The sequence below is a fragment of the Streptomyces sp. NPDC060027 genome, from assembly GCF_042737005.1.
Taxonomy (GTDB): domain Bacteria; phylum Actinomycetota; class Actinomycetes; order Streptomycetales; family Streptomycetaceae; genus Streptomyces.
Genome location: NZ_JBHWVI010000079.1, coordinates 18,720 through 34,143, shown reverse-complemented (window position 1 = coordinate 34,143; position 15,424 = coordinate 18,720). Strand labels below are relative to the sequence as shown.

Below are 15,424 nucleotides of genomic sequence, written 5' to 3'. Positions count from 1 at the left end.
GCCCCTGACATGCCATCAGCCCACTACACTCCCGACGACGCCTCTGACCAGGCCAGATAGCGAAACGCTGCTGGAGTACTAGTACTGCAACGGTGTCTACTGCAACGGTCTATGCCGGCCGACTGTGACGCCTGCAGGCAGTACGAGACCGAGGCCAGGTGTGCGTGCGCGTGGCGCAGCAAGCGTGTCTCGGAGGCGAAGCCGAGCCGTGCCTGCGCGACCGTCAGGTGGCGAGCTCGGCGTCCGTCCACCTGGGTGGTCTACCCATCCACCGGTGCGCCCGCAGGGCGTCGTCGATCTTCATGTACAAGGTGGTCAGCAGGGTGTCCAGGTCCTTCCTCGCGTGGTGATCTTGGACGCCCTGCTTGCCTTCCCTGGACGCGGAGTTGGGCAGGATGCCTATTGCTGGTGTGCGGTGCTGCGTTGCGCAGTGTGCCGTTCGTAGAAGACGTTGCGTTCCAAGGGACGCCGGCCGGGATGACGCCGTTCCTCCGCCGGGTAGCCGACGGACACGAGCAGTGCGATGGCCAGGTCGTCGCGGTTGTCGATCCCGATCGCCTTCTTCACCTTGTCCTCGTCCCAGCCGTTCATCGGCGATGTTGCCAGGCCCGCCTCGGTCGCGGCGAGCATCACGAACGAGGCCGCGATCATTGCGTCCTTGACCGCGTACTCGCGGAGCAGGCCGCGCTTGTCGAGATCTTCCTGGAACGTTGTTGATGCCGCGGAGAACATGGCGGTGAAGTCATCGCTCCATGCTCCGACCCGTCGGGCCCGGTCGTAGATGTCGCTGTGGTCGTCACGCCAGGACTGCGGCTCCGCGACGAAGACCAGCACGACGGGGGCTTCCTGCGGCTGCGGCTGTCCACCGGTGGCCGAGGCGAGCCTTTCGCGGCCCTCGTCGCTGGCGACCACGACGATCGACCGGTCTTGCAGATTCCAGCTGGTAGGAGCTTCGACGGCGAGTTCGAGTAACGATGACAGGACGGCTTCCGGGATCGGATCGGGCTGATAGTGGCGCACGGTGCGGCGTGTGCGGATCGCATCCGCGACAGAGAGCGTGTGATTCGTCATGGAACTCACTATTGGAGAGAGACTCTCTATTGGGAAGAGGGCACCTTTTGGTGCGCTACTCTCCCGGTATGAAGACCGTGGTGGAATCCTCCGGACTACCGGCCGACGCCTACTCTGCGAAGTGCCCGACGCGCCAGGTCCTCGACCACATCGCCGGCAAGTGGACGATCCTGGTCGTCGACGCCCTCCTCGAAGGCACCATGCGCTACACCGACTTGAGTCGGCGGATCGAGGGCGTCTCGCAGAAGATGCTCACCCAGACGCTGCGCAGTCTCGAAGCTGACGGCTTCATCACCCGCACGGTGCACCCGACCATCCCGCCCCGGGTCGAGTATGACCTGACCACGCTCGGCCAGAGCCTTGCTGAGCCCATCACCGCACTCCGGCAATGGACGGAAGCCCACATCAACGAGATCGAAGGGGCCCGAGCTCGTGTCACCGCCGAAACCCCAGCCCGGTGATCTGCTGCTCCGAACGCGGTGACACTCACGGGGAGTTGTCACTTCGGTGGCTCCCCGCCCCAACATAGGACTTGATCGTCTAGGTGCGCTCAAGCTGGTCGAGCGCGTGCAGCGCGAATCGGCAGGCTTCCTCGGGCCGGCCGGCGGCGGCCTCGACGGCGGCCAGGTCGCCCAGGACGACGGCGCGTTGCTCGTCCTCGCCCCTGTCGAGGGCATCGAGGGCGCCGAGTTGCTCGCGGCGCCCTCGACCATCTCCACGAGCATCGTGATGGCCGCAGCCCACGCCAGCGTGCAGAGCGGCAGCTTCCAGGTTTTGCTCGCGATCCAGCGGTACACCGGATCCGCCGCTGCGAGAGCGGCACGGTGCCGTAGTGCTGGGTGGGGTGGGGTGCGACGGGCCAGCTTCCGATGGCGCGTGCCTGGTTCAGGGCGATCAGCTGATCGGCCGACCAGGACACGGTTCCGGCGCCCGGCAGCAGGAACAGCACACCGCCGCCTGCGACGCTTGGTTGGCGATCGGGGCGAGCGGGGCAGCCCTTTGCGTTGGGCTGCCGACGCTGGGGTTGAGACGACGAAGGCCGCAGTTCCGATGACTAGACCCATGATCATGCCGACGGCGATCAGGGTCTTGAGGACGTCGATCTGCTGGAGGCCCTCGATGTTCACGCTATGGGTTCGACTTCGATGGTCGGGGCGACAGCGGCGACACCGTCGAGGACCCTGCGGACCTCGTCGTCGGAGCTGCTGGTGAGGACGTACCGCGCCCCCTCCGGGCGGGCCGTGGCGGACAGCGCCGACGGCGGGACGAGCGCGTCCGCTCCGTGTCACGGAGGCGAGGCGACGGTTCCGGCTGGCATTGGAGTAGTTCGGTCGAGCGGTCTCCCCCTGCTTGCAGTTGTAGCGGCTCCAGTCGTAGCCCTCGACCTTCACCTGTACGTACACGTTGTGTCGGCACCGTGGTCAGCGTCCTGGAGCCGGCCTTTCCACTCGAAGGCGCCGTGGTCCTCGCCTGCGGGATGCCACGTGTATTCGGCGTGGTGGAACTTCGCATCGCCGGTCGACAGTGTCGGAATGTCGTGCCACGAGGCGGCGAACGCTGTGCCCGCCCCCATGGCGAAGAGGCCGGCCGTGAGGGCGCCTACTGCCAACTTGCGCGTTCTTTCTCCCGTTTGTCTTCTGTTGTATGACTCTGTGGTCGGCGGCAACGCGCAGGTGGCCGTGTTCGGCGTGGTAGCGCAGGGCAGAGGCAAGGCCTGCGCGGCGGGGCGCGGACAGGACGGCGCCGTTGGCGGGCCACACGAGCAGGTCGAGGGCGCGGGCGATGCCGACAGATCGCTCAATCCTGGGCCGGCATCACCCGGGTCACCTTGCCCTTCAGGTCGGCATCCAGATAGCCGGTGACGTGGTCGTCGGCGAGATAGACAGCCAGTCCCAGTGGGGTGTCGAACGTGTCGTCGGCAGGGCGGACCAGGATGTAACGCATGGTCGGCCGCTGTACGTTCAGGTCCTTCTCCGCCCGCTTCAGCAGGGCGGGAAGGACGTCCCAGTCGAAGCTGTCGAGACTGAAGGAGCGTTCGCCGCCGATGATTGCGCTGCTGATGATGCCCTTCTCGACGCCCTGGCCCGGGCGGTAGGTGTAGCTGTCGTACTTGGTGTCGCTGCCCTTGACCATGATTTCCGCGGAGACATAGGTCGGATAGACCGTGAGGTCGCATGCGCGGTCCGTGCCGGTCGCCGCCTCGATCTCCTTCACCGCCGTCCGGATGCCGGCGGGGGTGAGCAGATCCGTCTTCGCGTCGGCCTGAGGCGTCGGGGTCGAGCGGGACGGTGTGCGAGTGGGGTCCTTCGTCCTGGTCGAGGAAGTCGCGCTGGCTGAATCCGCGGGCTTTCCGCTGTCCTTGTTGCCTCCGTCCGGCAGCAGGGTCCAGACCAGGACTCCTGCCATCACGGTCCCGACGACGGACGAGGCGATCGCGATTCGGCTCTTCGCATGGTTGCCCGGCCGCGCCGGCGTCCGCCGTGTGGGGCCCTCGGGGTACGGAGTCGGCGGGCCGAAGCCCGAGGCCGGCCCGAAGCCGGTGGACGGTCCGAAGCCGGCAGCTGTTCCGAAGCCGGCAGGCCGTCCGGACCCAACCGGTGCGGAGGGTGCGGGCGTTGCACCCGGTGGAGGGGCCAGCCTGTACGACGTGGCCCCGTCCGCCCCGGCGGGAGCACTCGGAACCGTGTTGCTGCCCTCGATCGCCTCCGCGAGCAGCCGGTCTGCGGTTGTCGCGTCCGCCCGGTCGGCCGGGTTCTTGACGAGCACGGCGTTCAGGAACCCGGTCAGGACTCCGGCTTGGGCGGGTGGCGGAAGCTGCTCGCTCAACAGTGCCGCCAGCGTGGCGAGGGTGGTTCCCCTGCGCAGCGGGTGATGTCCCTCGACGGCGACGTACAGCATCATCGCCAGCGACCACAGGTCGGAGCCCGGGCCACCTTCGCCGCCGGAGACGCGCTCGGGTGCCATGTAGTCGGGCGTGCCGATGATCGACCCGGTCGCGGTCAGGGCGGTCGAGTCCCTGATGGTCGCGATGCCGAAGTCGGTGAGGACGGGACGTCCGTCGGGTCTCATCAGCACGTTGGCGGGTTTCACGTCCCGGTGCTGGATGCCGACATCGTGCGCGGCGCGTAGCGCGGCCAGCACCTCGCGACCCAGCCGGGCGGCGTCGGCGGGCGCCAACGGCCCCTTGTCGAGCCGGTCCTGAAGTGATCCGCCGGTCACCAGTTCCATGACGAGCCACGGGTAGACGTACTCGCCGCCGTCCACCACGTGGTGGATGGTCACGACATTGGGGTGATCGACGCGAGCCAGCGCCCGTGCCTCGCGCAGAACTCGGGCCCGGAGCATTGCCGCGCCCTGCGGGTCGTACTCGGCAAGACCCGGATCGGGCGGCCGTACCTCCTTGAGCGCCACGGCCCGGTCAAGGACCAGATCGCGTGCACGCCACACCGTGCCCATGCCACCGCCACCGAGCCGCGTCTCCAGCTCGAAGCGCCCCTCTATGACCCGTCTGCCGGAATCACCCTCGCTCATGGCCGGAAGCCTACGAGATACCTGTGACACGGCCCCACGCGGGTCCTGGCGGCCTTCTCTGGCTCTCGGCTCGTAGGTTGCTCTGCTGCAGTGCTGTTCCCGTCAATTCGGTGGGCCGATGCCGCGTTGGCCTGCCGGGTGGCGTCCACGCGATCTGAGCGCCACCCGGGGCTGTGCTGGTCAGTGCCTGAAGGTGTCTTTGGCCTCGTCGCCGGACTGCTTCAGGTTTCCGGAGATCTGGTCGGCCCTGCCTTCGCGCTGCAGTCGCCTGTTGCGGGTGGTCCCACCGATGCGTTCGGTGACCCGGTCCTTGAATGCCTGGGTCTTCTGCTTGATCGTCTGTCCGACGCTCATGGCTGTCCTCTGCTCATTCGCTGGATGGGCTTCCGCGGGTGGGAGAGCGTGCTGGTGTGGACTACCTGCGACTGCGGCCGTATCGGCGGCCGCCGCGCCCGCGCAGGGTGAAGCCGGCGATCCAGAGGACCAGGAGGACGGCGGCGACCCACCAAAGGGCCTGCATGGTGAAGCCGAATCCGAACACCACCAGGATCAGCAGAAAGAAAAGAATCCACAGGTTCATTGCCGGGCCTCCAGATCGCGGGAAGTTCCTGAGTCCGCGCGGGCTGGGCGAAGCGGACTTTCCAGCCCACGGAGGCGAGTACCTGTTCCTGCCCGGCGGGCGCCGCGAAGACGGAGAGACTGCGTTGGACTGCGCCCGCCGCGAGCTGCGCGAGGAAGCTGGAGTGACTGCTGGGCAGTGGCGGCAACTGGGATCGCACGCCACGCCACCACGCTCAGCTCACCGGCGCGCGTCCACATCTACGAGGCCCGAGACCTGACACTCGGCGCCCAGGAACTCATCGAGACAGAGCAGGACTTCAAGCTGACGTGGTGGCCGATGGCCGACGCGCTGCGGGCCGTGCACGATGGGCGGTTCCTCCTCCCCGCCGGGCCGCTGGCCCTGCTCCTCGCAGATCACCGCCCTGCGATCAGCTGACAACCCGCCTTTGCCCGCCCAGGGGGGCAGTTGGGGGCTGTGACCGTTCGCGGCCCTGTATGCACGAAGGAGATTTGCATCTCCGTGTCTAGTCTCCAACCAGGCGTCGGCCGACATCGGAGCAGCAGCCTCGCCCCGTGAGGCCTGCTTGCCAGGAGACATGGTCAAACTCCCAGGTCAGAACGGATGTTGTTGACCTTGGGAAGACCCGCCGAGCGCGACCCGACCACCGACCATGAAGGCCCGATCGTGGGCTTCCCGAGCCGGTGACAGGTTCTTGGGTCCGGCACACGTGCCACGGCCGAGGACCGCGTCGCACCCGCCAGTCACGCCGCCCTGGAGTCCGTGCCGGCGGTGCGCAGACGGAACCCACCCGGGCCGCACTTGCCACCTGCGCAGGGCGACACCCGGACCTGCGCACCGCAAGGATCGGAAGCTTCGTAGCGGACTGCAAAGCCGCACCGCGCATGGCGACTGTTCAGAACCCTCGGACCGGTTGCGCAGCCCGATTGCGCAACGCTCGTCCAGGGCTGCGCAATCTGACCTCGGTACGACTGCGTGCCGCGTTGAAGGCGCGTGGTCGGCCCGACCACGGCAGCTAGACGGCAGCTGCGCGAACTGGCCCAGTCCGGAGCCAGGCACCCCTGGCCCAGGGCGAGGTGACCGTATGCCGGGCGTACGAGATCATGGGTCCCGCTCGCCGGGGTGGTCCTGCCGGCGGTGCTACTGACCGTCGGCTGAGGCGGCACCCCGCTCTTCCCGCCGACCTGCGCAACGGCTTGAGACGATCGACCCGCCCGGCCGTACGAGAAGGTGGCACCCTTCAGCGCGGGCGGAGGCGTCCAGGCTCCGGCCGCCACCGCCACCGCCGGTGTTCCCACCTGATCCAGGAGTGCATGTGTCCTACGACGAGCCGCTGCGCCTGCCCGCGGCCGCGATACCCGACGGCTGCCAGGACTGGACGGCCGCTCCGGCGGCCGACTGGTCGGCGGCACTGGCGCCGCGCTGGACCCTCCCGGCCGTGCGCAGGTCCGTCGCCGCCGCGGCGACCACCTTCGCGCTCTGCGCGGGCGCCTGGGCCGTGACGCTCGGCGGACTGTGGCCGCTCGTCGCGGCCGGGTTCGCCGTGTACACCCTGTGGGTGCTCGCGCGGCCCGAGCTCGTCTGGGTGGGGGCGCCCGCGCTGCTCGTCGGGCTCGCCGTGGAGGCCCCCTCGCTGCCCTGGGCCGTGACCCTGGCCGGAGCACTGGTCGTCCTCGTGTCCTGGACCGCCGTCGCCGTGCGCCTGCGGGCCAGGAGCACCCAGCTCGAACGGGCGCTGCGGGCCGCGGCCGACGGCACGGCACGCGTCCCGGACGCCGACGCACCGGTGCGCCGCGGCCGGTTCCTGCGCCCGCTCGGCCTGGTCATGCTCGGTCTCGCCGTCGTCACCGGCGCCACCGCGGACATGTGGGGCACAGCCGAGGACCGCGACGGCCGCCGGATCGTGGCCCTTTACCTGGCCGGCCTCGCCGCCACCGCGCTGGCCTCCGCCTGGCTGGGGCGCCACCGCGCCGTCGCGCTGCGCCGGGACCCCGCGCCCGTCCTGCGGGTCCTCGTGCGCGACGACGCGCAGGGCACCACGGAGGTGTACGCGGCCGACGACCTCGCGGCGGGGCGCCCCCTGTTCACGGTGGAACTGACGTCGTACGACGGCGACACCGAGGCGGCCGATGACGAGCCGGACGAGCCGGACGAGGCCGACGAGGAACTGGAGCGGCTGTTCGACGCGGTGGACGACGACACCCCGGGCCCGGTCCGTGAGGCCGTCCTCTACGGAGCTCCCTTCGACGGAGCCGAGGTCGTGGTCGTGAGCGCCGACGAGGATCCGACCCAGCCCCCGCTCACAGAGTGGTCGGCGGGGCCGGTCCGCCCGCTCACCCCGGGCGCGGGCCTGCGGCGCATCACCCGGCAGAAGGCCCGCGAGGCCCGCGGCCGCCGTCTGGAGCAGCAGGTCAGGGAGCGCCACGCGGGGCGGCCCGCCGTACCGGTGCGCCGCTGGCAGGCGGGCTGGCTCGACTGGCTCGCGGCGGCGCTGCTGGTGCAGTGGGGCGGCTGGATCTGCGGGGCCTGGTTCACCGACTGGGGCCCGTCACCCTGGGAGCTGGCCCTCGCCGCCGCGATCGGCCTCTACGGCGCCGTGCGCGTCCCCCAGAAGCTCGCCTGGCGCATCACGGCCGACAGCACGGGCCTGTGGATCACCGGGCTGCGCGGTCCCCGGCACATCCCGTGGGAAGACTTCCGCTCCGTGCGCCGTCAGTCCTTCGAGCTGAAGCTGCGCTGGCGGGACGACAACTGGTCGGTCAGGGCGCCGAAGTGGACGTGGCTGGAGCGGCGGCGCGGCCTGACCCATCCCTACGACACGCTGGCGGCCGAGCTCACGGTCATGCGCGACGACCCCGGGCTCAGACCGACGGGGGAGAGCAGCGGGGCCGATCGCGGGCGGCCGCTCTGGCCCGCGGCCCTGGCGCTGGCCGTGCTGTGGGTCGCGGCGCTGGCCCTGCTGGCCTGAGGCACGGGCCACTGTCCCTGGCGCCAGAGTGATTGTCGGGTGCCGGTAGGGACGCACGCGGCGCGCGCCGGCGCGGTACCTGGCCCGGATGGACAACTCCTATGCTCAGCATCGGCCCGACGGTGACGCCGGGCGCAAGTTGGCCTGCCTGATCGTGGAGATCCCCGCCTTCTACCGCTGGCACCTGAGCGGCGGCATCGCCTATTGCCACGGTGATGGCAGCGCCTGTGCCGCATCCCGCACCGTGCGCTCTGCCCGGGACGTACCCCCACCGCGCAGACCGGCCCGTACATCGAATCCCTGCGCCGCCAACTCGCCGTCCGCACCCGCCGCCTGATCGACACAGGCCGGTTCACCCCAGCCCCTCCCGCTGCCTGCGAGTCAGCCGCCAGCAACGGCCGCCTCGCCCGGCCGGTTGTGCAACTGCTGCTGGGCCGCTGTCTCGCCGACGCCCCATTTGAAGCCATCCAGTGCGGGCCCAGACCCGCCAGCGCCACCGCTGCCTGCAGCCCGTGCTCGACCCCAGCCGCCCCCGAGGGGTATGGGCGCTGCTGCCCGCCAGCCCTCAGCGCGGGCAACTCGCCCTGCCCGCCACGCTCATGGCCGTCCACGATCTCAGCCGCCTGCCCGATCGTCGAAGTCTGCAGCCATGGCTTTCCTTTCAATGGGCTGATCGTCCGTCGTCCGTTTAGTGCGGCCGGCCCGTCCGGGCTGCGGCCATTCGAGTGTGCTGAAGCCGTGTCAGGCGACCGGCGGAAAGCCGATTGATCATGCTGGGCGGGAGCCAACACGCTGTTCCAACTACGAGGAGTACGGCATGCCGATGGACTCGGTGGCTAGATTTCTGGCGGCTCTGAACCCGGAGGATCGGCAGACTGTCGGCGCCGAACCACGCGATGAGCAGGAGGGCCTCGCTGCGGCCTGGGAACGCGAGCTGGAGGCAGACGACGAACTCGACACGCTCGACGAGTTGTCGCCGCCTGCGGCCGAGGCAGAAGCGGCCCGTCGTGTCCTGGATCGCAGAGACGGTTGACCCCCGGCAAAGATGTGCGTCCAGTGACTGAGTGCGCATCAGCTGCAAGTTTTGCCTGGTCCTGGAACTTGATGACCGAGTGGCACCTGTGACACCGGGGCCCCGCGTGATGATTCTGATTTGACTCCTTGCTGACGGGCTGGCCTGGAGCTGAGGGCCAGGCGCAGGCATTTGCCCCGTCAGGTGCCCGGGGTGTCCCGGGGTGCGCAGGGCGAGGATGGCCATGTCGTCGTGGCCGTCGCTGGGATGGTGGTCGGCCAGGGTCTCCAGATGCTCCTGGGCCTTGAGGGTGTCCCGCTCGTCCATATCCTGTCGGTGGTCGTTCTCCACCAGGGAGGAAGCCAGTCGGCCAGTGAGCAGCGCCGGCCTGCTCGGTCTGACCCGCCGGGTCAGACCGAGCAGCCGTGACGGTCACTCGTAGGAGAGGTGGATCTCTCTGAGAGATCTCCGGTGCCGAGGGTGCTGGGTGCGTTGCCGAGGGCGTTCCACACCTTTGCCTGGACGGTTCCGTTCTTGAGATCGCAGGCAGCTCCTGTGGCAGAGATCAGTGCGGCCCGTTCCGTGTAGTGCTCCCAGCCGGCTACGGGATCGGTGGCGAAGTAGCGGGAGGTCTCGCCCCGGTTCCAGCTGCCGTCGCCCGAGCAGTCGTAGGACAGCTGGACCTGCGGGGCGTTGCCCACGGCGCTTCCGGCATCGACGGCCAGGTCGAAGGTCGGCGTGCCGCCGTCGTAGGCCAGGTTCAGCCCGGTGGCGGTGAAAGTTCCGCACGCCGAGGTGGTCGTTCAGTCCGGGGCGTTGCACTTCCCGTGGCTGGACGATGCCGACTCGTTCGTGGCGGCCACTGCGGCCTTCATCGGATGACGGGAGGCTCGCGGATTACGTCGTGGCGTCGCTCGGTTCCTCGTCGGAATGGAGGATCGAGACCTCCAGCTTGCGCAGCAGTCGCGCCAGTTGGCGGCGTTCGGAGGGCGAGAGTCCGCTGAGCATCCGACGTTCGTTGTCGAGGTGCTCCGAGAAGACGGTGTCCACCGTCGCCAGGCCCTTGTCGGTGAGACGTGAGTAAACGACTCTGCGGTCACCGGCGTCCCGTTCGCGGACGATGAGACCGTCGTTCTCCAAACGGTCGATCCGCAACGTCACTCCTGCCGATGAGACCAGTCCGGTGTCAGCGAGCTGTCCGGCCGTCAGCCGGTAGGGATCGCCGGACCGCCGCAAGGCGGTCAGCACGTCGAAGCCGGCCACGGACAGCCCATGACGCTCGATCGATGTGGTCAGCCTCGTGCTGTAGCGCAGGAAGGAGCGGTGGAGGCGCGCGAGGACCTCGAGCGGGCTGGTGTCCAGCTCGGGGCGTTCGCGCGCCCAGTCCTCGATCACGTTCGCGACGGCGTCCCGGTCCGCCGGCCTCGATGCAGCCATGCCCATCCCCTCGTACAGCGCCCGCCACCTTCTCATGGCACTGAGAATCTTACCGCTGAGGTGATAGGCCGGACCGGGGGACGGGCTGCGCAGCCCGATTTACCTGCGGGAACGCCGCCTCAGGCGCTGAATCACCACGACGGCGACCAGCACTGCTGCCGTCGGCACGGCAGCCTTCCTGAGCAGCACGGGCAGCGCGGCCGCTCCGAGGTCCACCGCCTCCGGCTCGGGCGAGAGCCGGCCGGACGACCCCACCACGCCCGTTGTGGCCGCGACGGACGCGGAGCCCCCGGAGTCCCGCAGCAACGCTTCGAGGCGGGTGGCGAACTGCTGAACGATGCGGTCACCGACTTCGGTCATGATGCCCCGGCCGAACTGCGCGGGACGGCCGGTGATGTCGAGGTCCGTGCGCACGCGCACCCGGGTGCCAACCGGGTCGGGGGTCAGCGTCGCGGTGACTGTGGCCGAGGCCGTACCCGCGCCTCGGGTCTCGCTCCCGCTGACGTCGAGGTGCATCGAGCGGGCGGACCCGTCGCGGCTGACGGTGCCCTCGCCGCGGTAACTCATCTGCACCGCACCGACCTTGACCTTGACTCGTCCGGTGAACGAGTCACCGTCGAGGGTGTCCAGTACGGCGCCGGGCATACAGGGTGCGACCCGGCCGAGGTCGAGGAACAGTTTCCAGGCGTCGTCCGGATCCGCCGGGACGGTGAAGGAGTGGTCGAGCTGCATGGGTGTCCAATCAGAGATGGGCCGGCCGTGGCCGGAACGAGGGAGGGCAGGCCGCGGGGGTCTGCGGATTCATGCGTGGGCCGGATTCAGGTTCGGTCGGCCGTCCGGATCAATTCGCGGACCCGGTTGGGTGAGAGCGGTCCTCGGCGCACGACCACACCGAAGGGGCGCAGTGCGTCTTCGACGGCACCGGCCAGCACTGCCTGTGGTGCGATCGCGCCGCCTTCGCCGAGTCCCTTGACGCCGAGGTCGTTCATGGGACTGGGGGTGAAGATCTCGTCCATGTCGAGGTCGGGTATCTCCGAGGACGTGGGCACCAGGTAGTCCATGTATGTGCCGGTGCGGGGCTGGCCGTCGGGGCCGTAGACCATCTCCTCGTAGAGCGCACCGCCGATTCCCTGCGCGATGCCACCGGTGACCTGTCCCTCCGCGATCATCGGGTTGACGATGTTGCCGGCGTCGTGGACGACGACATAGTGCAGGATCTCGATGCCGCCGGTGTGTTCGTCGACCTCGACGACCGCCGCATGTGCTCCGCCCGAGACCGCGAAACCCGGTGGGCGGAAGTGCACGGTCTCACTGATCTCGGTGCCGTATCGCCCGTCGGCGGGTTCGGGGGTGCCGGGCAGCGGGGCCCGTCCGGCCAGCTCCGCCAGCCCCATGGAAGGGCCGCCCGGATCCTTGGACGCCACGACGCCGTCGTTCAGGTGGAGGCCGTCCGCGTCGACGCCGAGCCGGCGCGCCGCCGCTTCGACGATCTTCTCGCGGATCAGCCGGCCGGCCCGGTGGGTGGCGTTCCCCGCGGTGACCAGGGCACGGCTGGCGATGGTGCCCACACCGAACGGGGTGGCCTCCGTGTCTCCGCCGACCACATCGATGACATCGAACGGCACCCCGATGGCGTCCGCGGCGATCTGCGTCATGGAGGTGCGGTGCCCCTGCCCCTGGGAGGGGGCACCGATCGCGAGGCGCACCCTGCCGCTGGGGGCGATGTCGATCCGGGCGGTTTCGAACGGTCCGAGTCCGGTGGCCTCGATGTACATGGCGAATCCGATGCCGATGTACTTGCCGTCCCGGGCGCCTTCGCGCTGCCGTGCGCGTACCCGCTCGACATCCGCCTTGGCCACGGCGCGGCGCAGGAGCTCGGGATAGTCCCCGGAGTCGTAGATCTGCGGTCTGCCCGAACGGTCCACGAGCCCGGTCGCGTACGGCATCGCGTCGGGTCCGACAAGATTGCGCGCCCTCAGCTCCTCGGGCTCGATGCCCAGCTCCGCTGCCAACCGGTCCATTGCGCGTTCCATGGCGAACACCGTCTCCGGGCGTCCGGCTCCCCGGTAGGGCGTGGCGAAGGTGGTGTTGGTGAGCACACCGACGACGTCGATGTCCACGTTGGGGATGCGGTAGGGGCCGAGCAGATGACAGAGGGAGTTGTACGGCACCACAAGGCCAGTCATGTTGTAGGCGCCGAAGTTGACGGTGATCCGGTCGCGTACGGCGAGGAGCCGGCCCTCGGCGTCCGCGGCGAGTTCGATGCGGTGGATCTGCTCACGGGCGTGGGAGGCGGCGGTGAGGTTCTCGTTGCGGTCCTCGCGCCACAGCACGGGGCGGCCGATGCGGCGGGCGGCATGGGGGACGAGGAGCTCCTCGACGTAGAGGATGCCCTTCTGGCCGAAACCGCCGCCGACATCGGCCGCGACGACATGGACCGCGGCGGACTCCAGACCGAGGGTGTGCGCGATGGCGTCCCGGAGCCGGTGCGGGGTCTGGGTGCCCGACCAGACGGTCAGCCTGCCGCTGTACGGATCCACCTGGGCGGAGATCGCGCGGGTCTCGATCGGAGAGGCGACGTACCGGTGGGCCTCGAACCGCTCGCTCACCACGGCGTGAGCGCGGGAGAACGCCGCGTCCGGGTCGCCGACCCGGGCGGCGACCGCGACCGCGGTGTTGTCGGGAAGCTCCTCGTGCAGCACAGGTGCGTCCGGGCTCAGGGAGAGCCCGGGGTCGACGAGCACGGCCAGCGGGGAGTAGCGCACGTCGACGAGTTCGAGGGCGTCCTCGGCGAGGTAGCGGTTCTCGGCGAAGACGACGGCGACGGGCTGGCCGACGTAGAGGACCTTGTCGAGGGCGAGGAGGGGCATGGGAGTCATGCGGACCACCGGATCCAGGAGCTCGGCGAGCCCCGGCGGGGTGCGCAGTTCCTCCTTGTTCAGCATCGCCGGAAGGTCCGCCACGTCGTCGCCGGTCCACACCGCGACGACGCCGGGCGCGGCCAGGGCCGCGCTCACGTCGACGGAGTCGATGCGGGCGTGGGCGTGCGGGCTGCGCACAAACGCGGCCTCGACGGCTCCGGGCAGGGCGATGTCGTCGACGTATCGGCCGTTGCCGCGCAGCAGCCGGTCGTCCTCGACGCGCGGGACGGATCGGCCGATCCACCCGCCGTCGCCGTGCCGGTGCAGGTCGGAGTCGTGGGACATGCGGGTCACTCCCCGAAGCGCTCGTCGAGTGCCTGGCACACGGCACGGCGGATGTTGCGGTAGCCCGTGCACCGGCACAGATGCCCGCTGAGGGCGTCGGCGACCTGTTCCTCGTCCGGGCGGTCGGACTGCTCGGTGAGCGCGGTCGCCGTCATCACGAACCCGGGCGTGCAGAAGCCGCACTGCATGCCGTGGCACTCGTGGAAAGCACGCTGTACGGAGGTGAGGGGGGCGTCGCCGGGTGCGAGGCCCTCGACCGTGCGGATCTTGGCGTCCTGGCACTGCACGGCCAGGGTCAGACAGGTACGCACCGGCTCGTCGTCGACAAGGACGGTGCAGGCCCCGCAGACTCCGTGCTCGCAGCCGACATGCGTGCCCGTGAGACCGAGCCGGTCGCGCAGGAAGTCGCTGAGGAGCAGCCGGGACTCGACCTCGGCGGTGACCGGCCGGCCGTTGACGGTGAGCGTGATCTCGTGCCAGGCGGAGGGCTCGGCGAGCGGCGGCTTACGCGCCGCGAGCGGGGTGGGGACGGACGGGGTCATCAGCAGCGCTCCCAGGCGGTGGTGCAGGCGCGGACGAGGAGATGGGCGGCGCCTTCGCGCCGGTACTCGGCGGTGGCGTGGACGTCGTCGGAGGGTGTGAGACGGGACAGCGCGGCGCCGGCCGCGGCGGCGAGGGCCTGCTCGTCGGCTTCGCTGCCCACCAGTGCGTCCTCGGCGGCGGCCAGACGTACGGGTACGGGGGCTACGCCGCTGAAGACCACGCGGGCCGCCCGGACGGTGCCCTCCCCGGAGCTCCGCTCCAGCACGACCGCCACGCCCACCGTGGCGAAGTCGCCATGTCTGCGGGTCAGTTCCTCGAAGGCCCAACCGTGATGCGCCGGGAGCGGGGGGAACACGACCTCGGTGAGCAGCTCGTCCGCCTCGACGGCGGTGGAGAAGGTCGCGACGAAGAAGTCCTCGGCGGTGACGGTGCGGGTGCCGCGCGGCCCGGTGATCACGAACCGGGCGTCCAGGGCGAGGGCCGCGGTGGGCAGCTCGGCGGCCGGGTCATGGTGGGCGAGACTGCCGCAGACGGTGCCGCGGTTGCGGATCTGCGGGTGACCGATGTGCTCGATCGCGGCGGCCAGCAGCGGCCACCCTTCCCGTACGGCGCTGTCGGCAGCGGCCCGGCCCTGCCGCACGGCGGCGCCGATGCGGAGGTTGCGCGCCGCGTCCACGTGAAGACGGCCGAGCTCGGGGATCCGGGTGATGTCGACGAGCAGCTCGGGCCTGGCCAGGCGCATGTTCAGCATGGGGATCAGTGACTGGCCGCCCGCTACGACCTTTGCCTCCCGTTCCTCGTCGGCGAGGAGGGCGACCGCCTCGCCGACGGTGCTGGGGGCGGTGTAGTCGAAGGTTGAGGGTTTCAACCTGCTCCACGGTCCTCTCTGGTCGTCGTCGCGCCGTTGCATTCGACACGTACAGATCTATCTAGTACCTGAAATGATTTACACTAAAGTTTCTTCCTGGCAAGAGGCTGTCCGAAATTTCCCAGTCCGAGGTGAGCGATATGCGACACGTCATCGACCAGGCAGTCGCCTGGCAGCGCTCCGGAACCCGCTTCGCCATGGCGACCGT

Annotated in this window: 17 protein-coding genes; 7 read left to right on the top strand and 10 right to left on the bottom strand. The window is 69.7% G+C overall.

The window, feature by feature from the left end:
- Positions 1-399: 399 nt before the first annotated feature.
- The gene (locus tag ACFWBT_RS20795; RefSeq protein ID WP_385702350.1) at positions 400-1,071 is read right to left on the bottom strand and encodes a nitroreductase family protein; all 672 of its coding nucleotides are present in this window, start codon (positions 1,069-1,071) and stop codon (positions 400-402) included.
- 68 nt (positions 1,072-1,139) lie between these two features.
- On the opposite strand from ACFWBT_RS20795, the gene ACFWBT_RS20790 reads away from it, so the two are divergent.
- Positions 1,140-1,532, top strand: a complete 393-nt coding sequence (locus ACFWBT_RS20790) for a helix-turn-helix domain-containing protein (protein ID WP_266764894.1) — start codon at positions 1,140-1,142, stop codon at positions 1,530-1,532.
- Positions 1,533-2,868: 1,336 nt separating this feature from the next.
- On the opposite strand, the gene ACFWBT_RS20785 is transcribed toward ACFWBT_RS20790, so the two are convergent.
- The 3 genes from ACFWBT_RS20785 to ACFWBT_RS20775 all read right to left on the bottom strand — a co-directional run bounded on the left by ACFWBT_RS20785 (position 2,869) and on the right by ACFWBT_RS20775 (position 5,182).
- On the bottom strand, positions 2,869-4,602 hold the full coding sequence (locus ACFWBT_RS20785) for a serine/threonine-protein kinase (protein WP_385702347.1): 1,734 nt from the start codon (positions 4,600-4,602) through the stop codon (positions 2,869-2,871).
- Between the two features lie 180 nt (positions 4,603-4,782).
- A complete protein-coding gene (locus ACFWBT_RS20780; protein ID WP_385702344.1) occupies positions 4,783-4,956 on the bottom strand; it encodes a CsbD family protein in 174 nt (57 codons plus the stop codon).
- A 61-nt stretch (positions 4,957-5,017) separates the two neighbouring features.
- Complete coding sequence (locus ACFWBT_RS20775) at positions 5,018-5,182, bottom strand: hydrophobic protein (RefSeq protein WP_385702341.1); 165 nt, start codon at positions 5,180-5,182, stop codon at positions 5,018-5,020.
- On the opposite strand from ACFWBT_RS20775, the gene ACFWBT_RS20770 reads away from it, so the two are divergent.
- From ACFWBT_RS20770 to ACFWBT_RS20745, 6 genes are all read left to right on the top strand, one after another.
- Positions 5,121-5,441 (top strand): NUDIX hydrolase, encoded by a 321-nt coding sequence (locus ACFWBT_RS20770; RefSeq protein WP_385702338.1) that lies wholly within the window; start codon positions 5,121-5,123, stop codon positions 5,439-5,441. The two genes, ACFWBT_RS20775 and ACFWBT_RS20770, sit on opposite strands and share 62 nt — an antisense overlap.
- Entirely contained in the window at positions 5,360-5,599 is a 240-nt protein-coding gene (locus ACFWBT_RS20765; RefSeq protein WP_385702336.1) for a hypothetical protein, read from the top strand. Before ACFWBT_RS20770 ends, ACFWBT_RS20765 begins: the two co-directional genes overlap by 82 nt.
- A gap of 898 nt (positions 5,600-6,497) precedes the next feature.
- Positions 6,498-8,150 (top strand): hypothetical protein, encoded by a 1,653-nt coding sequence (locus ACFWBT_RS20760; RefSeq protein WP_385702333.1) that lies wholly within the window; start codon positions 6,498-6,500, stop codon positions 8,148-8,150.
- Positions 8,151-8,238: 88 nt separating this feature from the next.
- Positions 8,239-8,487 carry a hypothetical protein gene (locus tag ACFWBT_RS20755; protein WP_385702331.1) on the top strand — a complete coding sequence of 83 codons (249 nt, stop codon included), beginning with the start codon at positions 8,239-8,241 and terminating at the stop codon, positions 8,485-8,487.
- The gene (locus ACFWBT_RS20750; protein ID WP_385702352.1) at positions 8,376-8,918 is read left to right on the top strand and encodes a DUF6083 domain-containing protein; all 543 of its coding nucleotides are present in this window, start codon (positions 8,376-8,378) and stop codon (positions 8,916-8,918) included. The genes ACFWBT_RS20755 and ACFWBT_RS20750 overlap by 112 nt, the downstream gene beginning before the upstream one ends.
- 49 nt (positions 8,919-8,967) lie before the next feature.
- Entirely contained in the window at positions 8,968-9,183 is a 216-nt protein-coding gene (locus ACFWBT_RS20745; protein ID WP_385702328.1) for a hypothetical protein, read from the top strand.
- Positions 9,184-9,572: 389 nt separating this feature from the next.
- Here ACFWBT_RS20745 and ACFWBT_RS20740 read toward each other — a convergent pair whose 3' ends face one another.
- The 6 genes from ACFWBT_RS20740 to ACFWBT_RS20715 form a co-directional block, all read right to left on the bottom strand.
- Positions 9,573-9,863 (bottom strand): hypothetical protein, encoded by a 291-nt coding sequence (locus ACFWBT_RS20740; protein WP_385702326.1) that lies wholly within the window; start codon positions 9,861-9,863, stop codon positions 9,573-9,575.
- 196 nt (positions 9,864-10,059) lie between these two features.
- Positions 10,060-10,599 carry a MarR family transcriptional regulator gene (locus ACFWBT_RS20735; protein WP_351542755.1) on the bottom strand — a complete coding sequence of 180 codons (540 nt, stop codon included), beginning with the start codon at positions 10,597-10,599 and terminating at the stop codon, positions 10,060-10,062.
- Between the two features lie 99 nt (positions 10,600-10,698).
- Positions 10,699-11,331 (bottom strand): SRPBCC family protein, encoded by a 633-nt coding sequence (locus ACFWBT_RS20730; protein ID WP_385702324.1) that lies wholly within the window; start codon positions 11,329-11,331, stop codon positions 10,699-10,701.
- 86 nt (positions 11,332-11,417) lie between these two features.
- On the bottom strand, positions 11,418-13,805 hold the full coding sequence (locus ACFWBT_RS20725) for a xanthine dehydrogenase family protein molybdopterin-binding subunit (RefSeq protein WP_385702322.1): 2,388 nt from the start codon (positions 13,803-13,805) through the stop codon (positions 11,418-11,420).
- A gap of 5 nt (positions 13,806-13,810) precedes the next feature.
- Positions 13,811-14,347, bottom strand: a complete 537-nt coding sequence (locus ACFWBT_RS20720) for a (2Fe-2S)-binding protein (protein WP_385702319.1) — start codon at positions 14,345-14,347, stop codon at positions 13,811-13,813.
- Positions 14,347-15,216 carry an FAD binding domain-containing protein gene (locus ACFWBT_RS20715; RefSeq protein ID WP_385702317.1) on the bottom strand — a complete coding sequence of 290 codons (870 nt, stop codon included), beginning with the start codon at positions 15,214-15,216 and terminating at the stop codon, positions 14,347-14,349. Before ACFWBT_RS20715 ends, ACFWBT_RS20720 begins: the two co-directional genes overlap by 1 nt.
- Positions 15,217-15,424: the final 208 nt, after the last annotated feature.

Bases quoted from the DNA above. Each gene is read 5' to 3' on its own strand.
- ACFWBT_RS20795 (WP_385702350.1), bottom strand. From the start codon at position 1,071: ATGACGAATCACACGCTCTCTGTCGCGGATGCGATCCGCACACGCCGC.
- ACFWBT_RS20790 (WP_266764894.1), top strand. From the start codon at position 1,140: ATGAAGACCGTGGTGGAATCCTCCGGACTACCGGCCGACGCCTACTCT.
- ACFWBT_RS20785 (WP_385702347.1), bottom strand. From the start codon at position 4,602: ATGAGCGAGGGTGATTCCGGCAGACGGGTCATAGAGGGGCGCTTCGAG.
- ACFWBT_RS20780 (WP_385702344.1), bottom strand. From the start codon at position 4,956: ATGAGCGTCGGACAGACGATCAAGCAGAAGACCCAGGCATTCAAGGAC.
- ACFWBT_RS20770 (WP_385702338.1), top strand. From the start codon at position 5,121: ATGGTGAAGCCGAATCCGAACACCACCAGGATCAGCAGAAAGAAAAGA.
- ACFWBT_RS20775 (WP_385702341.1), bottom strand. From the start codon at position 5,182: ATGAACCTGTGGATTCTTTTCTTTCTGCTGATCCTGGTGGTGTTCGGA.
- ACFWBT_RS20755 (WP_385702331.1), top strand. From the start codon at position 8,239: ATGGACAACTCCTATGCTCAGCATCGGCCCGACGGTGACGCCGGGCGC.
- ACFWBT_RS20745 (WP_385702328.1), top strand. From the start codon at position 8,968: ATGCCGATGGACTCGGTGGCTAGATTTCTGGCGGCTCTGAACCCGGAG.
- ACFWBT_RS20735 (WP_351542755.1), bottom strand. From the start codon at position 10,599: ATGGCTGCATCGAGGCCGGCGGACCGGGACGCCGTCGCGAACGTGATC.
- ACFWBT_RS20730 (WP_385702324.1), bottom strand. From the start codon at position 11,331: ATGCAGCTCGACCACTCCTTCACCGTCCCGGCGGATCCGGACGACGCC.
- ACFWBT_RS20725 (WP_385702322.1), bottom strand. From the start codon at position 13,805: ATGTCCCACGACTCCGACCTGCACCGGCACGGCGACGGCGGGTGGATC.
- ACFWBT_RS20720 (WP_385702319.1), bottom strand. From the start codon at position 14,347: ATGACCCCGTCCGTCCCCACCCCGCTCGCGGCGCGTAAGCCGCCGCTC.